At 44.9% G+C, this 207-nt stretch carries 1 pseudogene; it reads right to left on the reverse strand.

What is annotated here, in order from left to right:
• Nucleotides 1–207: pseudogene (locus CD122_RS12090) on the reverse strand (hypothetical protein); the annotation flags it as partial.

The raw sequence follows: 207 nt of genomic DNA on the forward strand, positions 1-207 counted from the left end.
TCCGTTTGGTTCAGCTGTACCTGTGATGACTTTGTCACCCGGTTGTGGGTTTGTCACTGTTGGTGCGTCTGGTGCTACTGTATCAGTTACTGTAGTTTCTGTTGGGTCTGACATATTACCGTTGCCATCTTTCGCTACAACTGTAACTTTGTCGCCTTCTTTAAGTTCTACACCTTCTGGTACATCTACTTTGTAGTTACCATCTGC

This window comes from Staphylococcus rostri, assembly GCF_002902145.1.
Lineage (GTDB): Bacteria > Bacillota > Bacilli > Staphylococcales > Staphylococcaceae > Staphylococcus > Staphylococcus rostri.